At 62.2% G+C, this 9,174-nt stretch carries 6 protein-coding genes; 4 read left to right on the top strand and 2 right to left on the bottom strand.

Annotated features, from left to right (window positions below; genetic code table 11):
- Positions 1-62: 62 nt before the first annotated feature.
- Both thiI and ACRWQA_RS09110 read right to left on the bottom strand, forming a co-directional pair.
- Complete coding sequence (gene thiI / locus ACRWQA_RS09105) at positions 63-1,538, bottom strand: tRNA uracil 4-sulfurtransferase ThiI (protein ID WP_434229411.1); 1,476 nt, start codon at positions 1,536-1,538, stop codon at positions 63-65.
- A gap of 134 nt (positions 1,539-1,672) precedes the next feature.
- Positions 1,673-1,957, bottom strand: a complete 285-nt coding sequence (locus ACRWQA_RS09110; protein ID WP_263580157.1) for a hypothetical protein — start codon at positions 1,955-1,957, stop codon at positions 1,673-1,675.
- 480 nt (positions 1,958-2,437) lie between these two features.
- Here ACRWQA_RS09110 and ACRWQA_RS09115 point away from each other — a divergent pair, with 480 nt between their 5' ends.
- From ACRWQA_RS09115 to ACRWQA_RS09130, 4 genes are all read left to right on the top strand, one after another.
- A complete protein-coding gene (locus ACRWQA_RS09115) occupies positions 2,438-4,636 on the top strand; it encodes a TolC family outer membrane protein (RefSeq protein WP_434229410.1) in 2,199 nt (732 codons plus the stop codon).
- Between the two features lie 111 nt (positions 4,637-4,747).
- The gene (locus ACRWQA_RS09120) at positions 4,748-6,919 is read left to right on the top strand and encodes a type I secretion system permease/ATPase (RefSeq protein ID WP_434229408.1); all 2,172 of its coding nucleotides are present in this window, start codon (positions 4,748-4,750) and stop codon (positions 6,917-6,919) included.
- The gene (locus tag ACRWQA_RS09125; RefSeq protein WP_434229407.1) at positions 6,919-8,361 is read left to right on the top strand and encodes an HlyD family type I secretion periplasmic adaptor subunit; all 1,443 of its coding nucleotides are present in this window, start codon (positions 6,919-6,921) and stop codon (positions 8,359-8,361) included. Before ACRWQA_RS09120 ends, ACRWQA_RS09125 begins: the two co-directional genes overlap by 1 nt.
- A complete protein-coding gene (locus tag ACRWQA_RS09130) occupies positions 8,358-8,972 on the top strand; it encodes a response regulator transcription factor (RefSeq protein ID WP_263580153.1) in 615 nt (204 codons plus the stop codon). The genes ACRWQA_RS09125 and ACRWQA_RS09130 overlap by 4 nt, the downstream gene beginning before the upstream one ends.
- Positions 8,973-9,174: the final 202 nt, after the last annotated feature.

The raw sequence follows: 9,174 nt of genomic DNA on the forward strand, positions 1-9,174 counted from the left end.
AGCGCAGTCCAGCGGGGCGATAAAGAGATTGCTAAAAAAGAATTTGTAACCGTCACCGATCGTCAAGAAGTGCGATAGACCCCGAAGTGCCTGAACCCCCGGTCGTGCAAGTGCATGGCCTGCATGCGGCTCATCACGCCCTGGTCGCAGTAGAGCAGGTAGCGGCGGTCATCGGGCAGCGACTCGGCACGCGACTGGAGTTCGAAGAAGGGAATTTCCAGGCACTCCACCTGATCGAGCATGAGCGGCGCGGCCTCGCGCTCAGCCGCAGGGCGGATGTCGATCACGCTGACGATGGAGTCGTTGGCTGCTGCCTGCAGGTCGGTTACCACTTCCAACTGCGGCTCGCTGTCTGGCTGCGGCTCCAGGAGCCGGTCGGAGCGAGTCAGCACGGCCAGCTCTACGGCTGCCTCGAGCACGCTGAAGTCGAAATTCTCCTCGGCGTCGGCGACCTTGTCATGGCGCGCCTGGGTATTGGGCCGCTGGGAGACGGCGCCGCACACCTCCGGCATGCCTTCGGCGAAAGCGGCGGTGCCGATCTGGCGGGCGGTATCGATGATCGTCTGCTTATCCTCGGCAATCAGCGGGCGCAGGATCGGCACGTCGCTGGCTTCATCGATGAGCACGAGATTGGTCAGGCTCTGGCTCGACACCTGAGCGATGGCATCCCCGGTCACCAGCATGGGAATGCGTGCGCGCGATGCGATGCGGTTTGCTGCCCGTACCATCATTCGCTTGAGTACCACGCCGATGAGACCGTCGGGTATGCTGCGCTGCAATTCCGCCACCACGCCTTCGAACGGTACCGAGAAGAACTTCACCCGATGCGAGCGGCCGTAGGTCTCCCACAGGTGGGACGAAACCTCGCGCACGGCGGCCTCGTGTCCGGCTCCGCCGAGTTCGAAGAACAGGAAATGCGTCTTGATGCCGCGTCGCATCATCTTCCAAGCCGCCACCGGCGAGTCGTAGCCGCCCGAGATCAGCGCCAAGGCCTGGCCCTGCAGCCCCAAGGGGTAACCGCCCAGCCCCGGCCAGCGCTGGCGCACCAGGCGCAGGCGGCTTTCGACCACATCCACCCTCACGTCGACATCCGGCTCCTTGAGCCGAACCCGGGAGCCAGGCGCAGCATCGAGCAGTTCCCTGCCGAGGTGGCGCTCAAGGTCCTCCGAGGTGAAATCATGCACTCCCCGTCGCTTCACCGTGATGCGGAAGGCTCTTCCGGCGATGGCATCTCGCCAGACCGGTAGCAGCCGCTCGGTCGTGTCGGTAAAGGAGCGGAAAGGGACTTCTTCGACACACTGCACCTCGTGAATGCCGGGGATGCGGCACAGCATCTCTTCCAAACGGCTGCGCCACTTCGTCGAGGCGCCGTCGGGTATCCGCACCTTCAAGGCATCCCAGCCGCCCTGTACGTGCACGTCATCGCCCAGCGGACGCAGCACGTTACGGATGTTGCCGACCAGACAGCGTGTCATCTGGCGGCGCACGGAACGTGACTTGATGGTGATTTCGGGAAACAGCTTCAGCAGGTAATACATGGCAAGTTACTTGTAAAAGATTTGGAAAACAATTGCTTGCCATTATACCAGAGCAATGGTGTCGACGTGCGTCCGGTTAGCAGTCAGGGCGGTTGCAGCGGGCGCCAGGGGCACCCGCTCGGATCATTGCCGGTTCAGTAAAGGGCTTGCTCCTCGCTGACCACTTCCTTGAGCAGCTCCAGGAACAGCTTGTCGGCTTCAGAGTGCTCCTGCGGGTCCTCGGGAATGTGCACGCTGGTGGTATCGGAAATCTCATTGGCGATGCGTGCCTGGGCGCCCTCAGGGTTGCCCTCACCGTAATGGCGGCGCGCGATCTCCAGGGAGCGATCCAGAATCTGGGGCTCCTGGAGCAGTTTCTTGATGAAACCGCGCAGCTCGTTGATGACGCGCGTTTTCTGGATCTCGGATGAGGCAGACATGATGTCTCTCCTTGTGCTGATGGCTCATGTCGATCATGGGCTGACGATAGCATGTTTGCCGGTCGCCGGGAGAGCGTTGCCGCTAGGCGAGGGATCTGGTCGGGGTATGCTCACGTACAGTCGGACTCATCATAATTTATGTCATGCCAAAGGTTGAAAAAGGGTGACGAGAAACTATTGGACTTTTCTACCGCCTCGGTTACGCTAGCTTACAATTATGTAACAACTATGCCTGACGGGTAACCAGGCAGAACAAGCAACTCCTGACGGCCGGAAAAAAGGATTATTGGGTTACAATATTGTTACACGAAACGATGCCGGCCAGGCAAGTCAAGGTAACCAACGAAGTATCCAAGGGAATCGGGAATGGATGCACCATCCGGCTACTCCGGATGAGCCCCGTAATAACAAGAATATGTCTTCACAACTCGACGGATTGCCTGTGCAGACGGGGCATCCGAATCATGAAAGGGAACACCCATGACAAATGCGATTGACTTTTCTCGTACTCATCGACTGGCCAAAGCCATGATGGTGGGTACCTCCCTGGCACTCCTTCCGGTAGCCGCTGCGGTGGCTCAGACCCTGCCGCCAGGCCTGGCGGCGCCGGGTTCTGCCGATATCCAGCAGGTGGTGCGCCAAGCACTGACCACCAACCCCGAGGTCAAGGCCGCCCTGAACGGGTTGAGCGCCGCCGGGCATGATGTCGGCGTGGCGCGTGGCAACTATCTTCCGAGCATCGACCTGGCCGCAGGCATCGGCCGCGAGGAGCGGGAGGGCGACGGGCGCGGCAGCTACGATACCGATTTCGCCGAACTGCGTCTGTCACAGATGCTCTACGACGGCTTCGCCACCCGCAGTGAAGTCGAACGCCTCGATCGCGCCGAACTGGTGCGCTACTACGAGCTGCTCGGTGCCAGCGAGAACGTGGCGCTGGAAGCCACCCAGGCCTATCTCGACGTCAGCCGTTATCGAGAGCTGGTACGCCTGGCCCAGAGCAACTACGCCGACCACCTGCGCGTTTTCAACCAGATCGAAGAGCGTGTGCGTTCCGGTGCCGGACGCGGTGTCGACCTCGAGCAGATCAGCGGTCGTCTGGCCCTGGCCGAGTCGAACCTGATGACCGAGGCTTCGAATCTCCATGACGTCACGGCGCGCTACCAGCGCATCGTCGGCAGCCTGCCGGCCGAAAACCTGGCTCCGGCACCGCAGCTCGACGACCGACTGCCCCCTTCGGTGGCCGAGGCGGTCAACCTGGCATTCCAGGGCAACCCCGATTTCCACGCTGCCATCGAGAACATCGAAGCGGCAAGGGCGGAACAATCCGGTAGCAAGGCCGGATTCCAGCCGCGCCTGGACCTGCGTGGCCGTACCGGCACCAACAACAACGAGAACGGCTACGACGGCTTCGGTCGGCGCGATCGCCACAGCATCGAGCTGGTCGCCAGTATGAACCTGTACCGTGGCGGCAGCGATCTGGCCTCGTTCCGCGCAGCCAGTGACCGTGTCGAACAAGCGGTCGATCAGCGCGACCTGGCGTGTACCAACGTGCGCCAGACCACCCAGATCGCCTTTAACGATACCCAGCGTTTGCGCGAGCAGATTCGCTACCTCAACGAGCATCGCCAGTCGATCGACCGTGTTCGTGGTGCGTATCAGCAGCAGTTCGATATCGGTCAGCGCACCTTGCTCGACGTGCTCGACAGCGAGAACGAATACTTCGAGGCAAGCCGGGCCTATACCAATGCCGAGTACGACATTGCCTTGGCCGATGCGCGTACGCTTGCCGCCATGGGTCAGCTGATGCAAGCCCTGGGCGTGATGCGCGACGACATGCCGACCCTGGCCGAACTGGGCAGCGACGGGGTGGCACTTGACCCCAGTATTCTCTGCCCGGTCGAAGGTCCGAGTGGCTATACCCTGGCGGATTTCACCCGCGGCATCAGCGCGCCGGCTCCGACCCGAGCTCCCGATATCACGCTCTCTGCCGATGCCCTGTTCGCTATCAACAGCGCAGAGCTCGGATCCGATGCACGTCAGGAACTCGCCGAGCTGGCGGGTCAGATCCGCAATCGTACCGACCTGGCGCGGGTGTTCATCGCCGGCCATGCCGACAGCACCGGCAGCGATGCCATCAACGACCCGCTCTCTCAGCGTCGTGCCGACAGTGTGGCGGAGTACCTGGCCAGCCAGGGTGTCGATCGCGGCTTGATCCAGACCCGCGGCTATGGCTCGCGGCAGCCCGTTGCCACCAACGACACGGTGGAAGGGCGTCGCCAGAATCGCCGCGTCGAGGTCACCCTCGAGAGAGTGGGCGAAAACCTCGACCTGGGCGCCGTGCAGCAGTGGCCTCAATCGAACGCTGCCTCTGTCTGGGCCGAGACCCAGCCCGTGGCCAGCGTCTATGGCGAGCTGGAAGCCGTGGCGCAGGTCGAGCGGCAGGTGGAGAGCATTCAGCAGGGGGCCTATCTGCAGGTGGTAGCGCTCAGTAACCCCGAGCGTGCACAGAATGTCGGCCACCAGCTCAGTGACACCTTTGCCCAGCCGATGCGATTGGTCAGCACTTCCGACCTGCATCGGGTGCAGCTTGGCCCCATCGGCGACCCCGGCGAACTGGCGGCACTGCGTGCCGAACTGAAGCGCCTTGGCTATGCCGATAGCTACGTCGTACAAGGCTGAACGACCTGGGGTAAATGCTGCCTGTCGCGGGTTCGCTCGACACGGGCAGCGATCGTTGTATAGCGCCATCCCGTCCGGCAGTGCCGGACGGGCCTCATACCCGAGGTCCCTGTGACACAGCAAGAAGTACTGGATTCCTCCCTGGGTGCCGCCCGCTCCGCCGTTCGCGACGAGCTGCTCGAGTGCCTGCAAACCATCGCTCTTGCCCATGACCATGCGGTAACGTCCGATTCGTTGACCGCTGGCCTGCCGTTGGAAGAGGGTCGCCTGACGCCTGGCGTTTTCCCACGAGCTGCTGCTCGGGCCGGAATGACGGCACGCATCGTCAAGAGTCGTATCGTACAGCTCAACCCCGCACTGTTCCCTGCCGTACTCCTTCTGGAGCCGGGTCGTGCTTGCGTACTCGTGGCGCTCGATCTCAAGACGCGCCGCGCCAAGGTGATCTTTCCCGAGCTTGGTGATGCCGCGAGCGAGGTCGATCTCGATGGCCTGACACAGAGCTACAGCGGCCAGGCCATCTACGTACGCCCGCGTTTCCGCTTCGATGCTCGGGGCCCCGAGGTCGACAAGCAACGTTCTCGCCATTGGTTCTGGGGCGTCATACGTGAGAACCGTCGGCTCTATCGCGATGTGATCGCCGGCTCAATAGTCATCAATCTGTTTGCCGTGGCCATGCCACTGTTCGTGCTGAACGTCTATGACCGTGTGGTGCCCAATCACGCCACCGAGACGCTGTGGGTACTGGCTGCCGGTATCTTCATCGTGCTCTGTTTCGATCTGGTGCTGCGCCTGATGCGCAGCGCTTTCATCGACTTGGCCGCGAGCCGGGCCGATGTCAAGCTGTCGTCGAAGATCATGGCCCAGGTGCTGGGCCTGCGTATGGAAGCCCGTCCCGCCTCGACCGGTTCGTTCGCCTCGACCCTGCAATCCTTCGAGTCGGTGCGCTCGTTCATTGGCTCGGCCACGGTGGTGGCGCTGGTGGACCTGCCTTTCGTCCTGTTTTTTGCCGCCATCATTGCGTTGATCGGTGCGCCGTTGGCGCTGCCCGTGCTGGCCGGCATCGTCATCGTGCTGCTCTATGCCATGGCGGCTCAGGGCAAGTTGCACGAACTTTCCGAGACCACTTGGCGAGTCAGTGCCCAGCGCAATGCCAACCTGGTGGAATCCCTCTCGCAGCTGGAAACGGTCAAGACGTTGCGCGCCGAGAGCCGCCTGCAGGGATCCTGGGAGAAGGCCACGGCCTTTCTCTCACGTACCTCGGCGCAACTGCGCCTGGTCAGCACCTCGGTTTCCAACGTGGCGATGTGGGCCCAGCATACCGTCGCGGTATGCGTGATCCTGATCGGCGTCTACCTGATCATCGACGGCAATCTCACCCAGGGTGGGCTGATTGCCGCCTACATGCTGTCGTCACGCGCCATGGCACCGGTTAGCCAGGCTGCCGCGTTGTTGGCCCAGTACCATCAGTCGGCTACTGCGCTCAAGTCCCTCGACGATGTCATGCAGCGCCCAGTGGAGCGCCCCGAGGGCAAGTCGTTCATCACTCGGCCGGTCATTCGCGGCGAGCTCCGCTTCGACAAGGCCTCGCTGCGCTATCCAGACGAGGAGCGAGATGCACTGCGCGACATCTCGCTCAAGATCGAGCCCGGCGAGAAGGTGGCCCTGCTGGGGCGCGTCGGTTGCGGCAAGACCTCGCTCAACAAGCTTTTGCTGGGGCTGTATGCCCCCACGGCGGGCTCGGTATTGCTCGATGGCGTCGATCTGCGTCAGTTCGATCCCGTGGAGCTGCGGCGGCACATCGGCTACGTGCCGCAGGACGTCAGCCTGTTCTTCGGTTCGTTGCGCGACAACATCGTGGCCGGTGGCGGTAGCGATGGCGTCGATGACGAGGCGCTGCTGCGGGCGATCAAGCTCAGTGGCCTGGAAAGCCTGGTCAATGGCCATCCGCAGGGCGTCGAGCTCCAGGTGGGCGAGCGCGGCCAGATGCTCTCCGGTGGCCAGCGCCAGGCCGTGGCCATCGCTCGGGCGCTGGTTCACGATCCGCAGATTTTGTTGCTCGATGAACCCACCAGCTCCATGGACCATGCCAGCGAGGAAGCCTTCAAGGTCAGCCTCAAGGAGTACGGGCAAGGCAAGACACTGGTCGTGGTGACCCATCGTACCTCGCTGTTGTCCCTGGTCGATCGCATCATCGTGATCGATGCCGGCAAGGTCGTCGCCGATGGGCCGCGCGACAAGGTCGTGGAAGCCCTGCGCAAGGGCCAGATCGGGAGGGCCAACTGATGACCGTCACGTCTCCCAAGGCCAAGGGCAAGAGTGCAGAGCAGCAAGGCTTCGAGGCAATCGGGCGTTTCACCGACGTCGGCGGCCGGCCATTCCGCCCCTTCATGGATCGTCTGTTCTCCAAGCGGGTGACTTCCGCCCACCTCAATCGCGACTGGGCCAGCGATGCCGACTGGGCGCGCATGCAGCAGGACCCGATCCGGGCACGGCTCTTCCTCTACACCGTGTTGCTTGCCTTCGGCGCGCTGATCGCATGGGCCTACTTTGCCTCGATCGACGAGGTGACGCGTGGAACCGGGCGAGTGATTCCCTCCAGTCAGTTGCAGAAGGTTCAGTCCTTCGATGGCGGTGTGGTGCAGCAGATCATGGTGCGTGAAGGGGAGATGGTCGAAGCGGGACAAGTGCTGATGCGCATCGACCCCACTCGCTTCGTTGCCAACTTCCGTGAGAATCGCGCACAGGCATTGGCCCTTCGCGCCCGTGCCGAGCGGCTCAGGGCCCTGGTCACCGACACCCCCTTCAATCCCGACGACGACCTACGCAACGAGGCGCCCGATATCATCGCCCAGGAGCGTGAAGTCTACGAGAGCCGGCGCGAGGAGCTGCGCGAACAGGAGAGTATTCTGCGCGACCGCATCCGGCAGCGAGAAGAAGAGCTCAACGAGGCAAAAGCGCGGCGAGACACTGCTCAGCGCGAGGCCAACATGTCCAGCCAGGAGCTGAACCTGACGCGGCCCCTGCTGGCCTCAGGGGCGGTTTCGGAGGTCGACATCCTGCGCCTCGAGCGTGAAGTTTCGCGTGCCACCGGCGAGCGCAACCAGGCCGCGGCTTCCGTCGCGCGCCTCGAGGCCGCCGTAGAAGAGGCGCGTACCCAGCTACGCGAGATTGGCGCCGAACGGCGCAGCGAATGGCGCAACGACCTGGCTCTGACCATCGGGGATCTTGGAGCGCTCGATGAGTCCAGTGCCGGCCTGCAGGATCGAGTGCGCCTCGCCGAGGTTCGTTCCCCGGTGGATGGCATCGTGCAGCGCCTGGGTATCAATACCCTTGGCGGTGTGGTGCAGCCTGGGCAGGACGTGGTGGATATCATACCCAGTGACGATCAACTGCTGGTCGAAGCACGAATTGCGCCGCAGGATATCGCCTTCCTGCGCCCCGGCCAGCCGGCGACCATCAAGCTGACCGCCTATGACTTCGCCATCTACGGTGGGCTCGAGGCCCAGTTGGATCACATAAGCGCCGACACCATCACTGACGACGACGACAACACCTTCTACCTGGTGCGTGTGAGAACGGTCGAAGGAGAAAACCTGGGCAGCGATATTCAGGTCATGCCCGGCATGACGGCTCAGGTCGACATCATGACCGGTAAGCGCACCGTGATGCAGTATCTGCTCAAACCCGTACTGCGGGCATGGAGCAACTCCATGGGGGAACGATGATGGCAGTCCTGTTCGTTAGTCAGAGGCGTGCAGAGATTCCACGGCTGCACAGCGCCTTTCCCGATGTTCGGCGCATCAATCCGGACCAGGCTCGGGTCATGGTCGACAGTGGGGATCGTATCTGGCTGATGACGGATCATCCGGATTGGCCGGCATTGTCAGTCGTGCTAGCTGCTCAGGGTGCCATCATTGTCGTCATGTCATTGGCGCCAAATGAAGCAGAAGCCCTCAAGGCGCTACAGGCCGGTGCGCGTGGCTATGTTCATGCGCTTTCCCCGCCTGAACTGCTGGGGCAGGTGGCCCTGGTTACCGCCAACCAGGGGATATGGGTCCCGGCAGAGTTGCTCAGCAAGGTGGTTGGCGTTGCATTCGTCACGCTGGGGGGGCGTGAAAGTCTGCCGCAGGAGAGCTTGTCCACGCTGACGGAGCGCGAGCGTGCCGTGGCACTGGCGGTGGCGGAAGGCCGCACCAACAAGGAGGTTGCTCGACAGCTCGACATCACCGAGCGCACGGTCAAGGCACATCTCGGGGCGGTATTCCGCAAGCTTGGCGTTCGCGATCGCATGCAGCTGGTACTCCGGCTGGCGAAGCAGGGCGAGAACGTCACTTAGTCAACGAGTTGTCTTTCTTTTAAAAATAACGGCTTGCCGAATATTCGCCAAGCCGTTATTTCGTATGTGTCCGGCTTTATTCCCGACTTGTCCATCGGTCCAATATTCATGTTTCCACTTGTAACCTAATGTGTGTCGTCATGAGTAAAAGTACCGGCTGTACCCCTTGAACAAATAATTGAAAAAAACACAGACGACACAG

This window comes from Billgrantia sp. C5P2 (assembly GCF_051062895.2).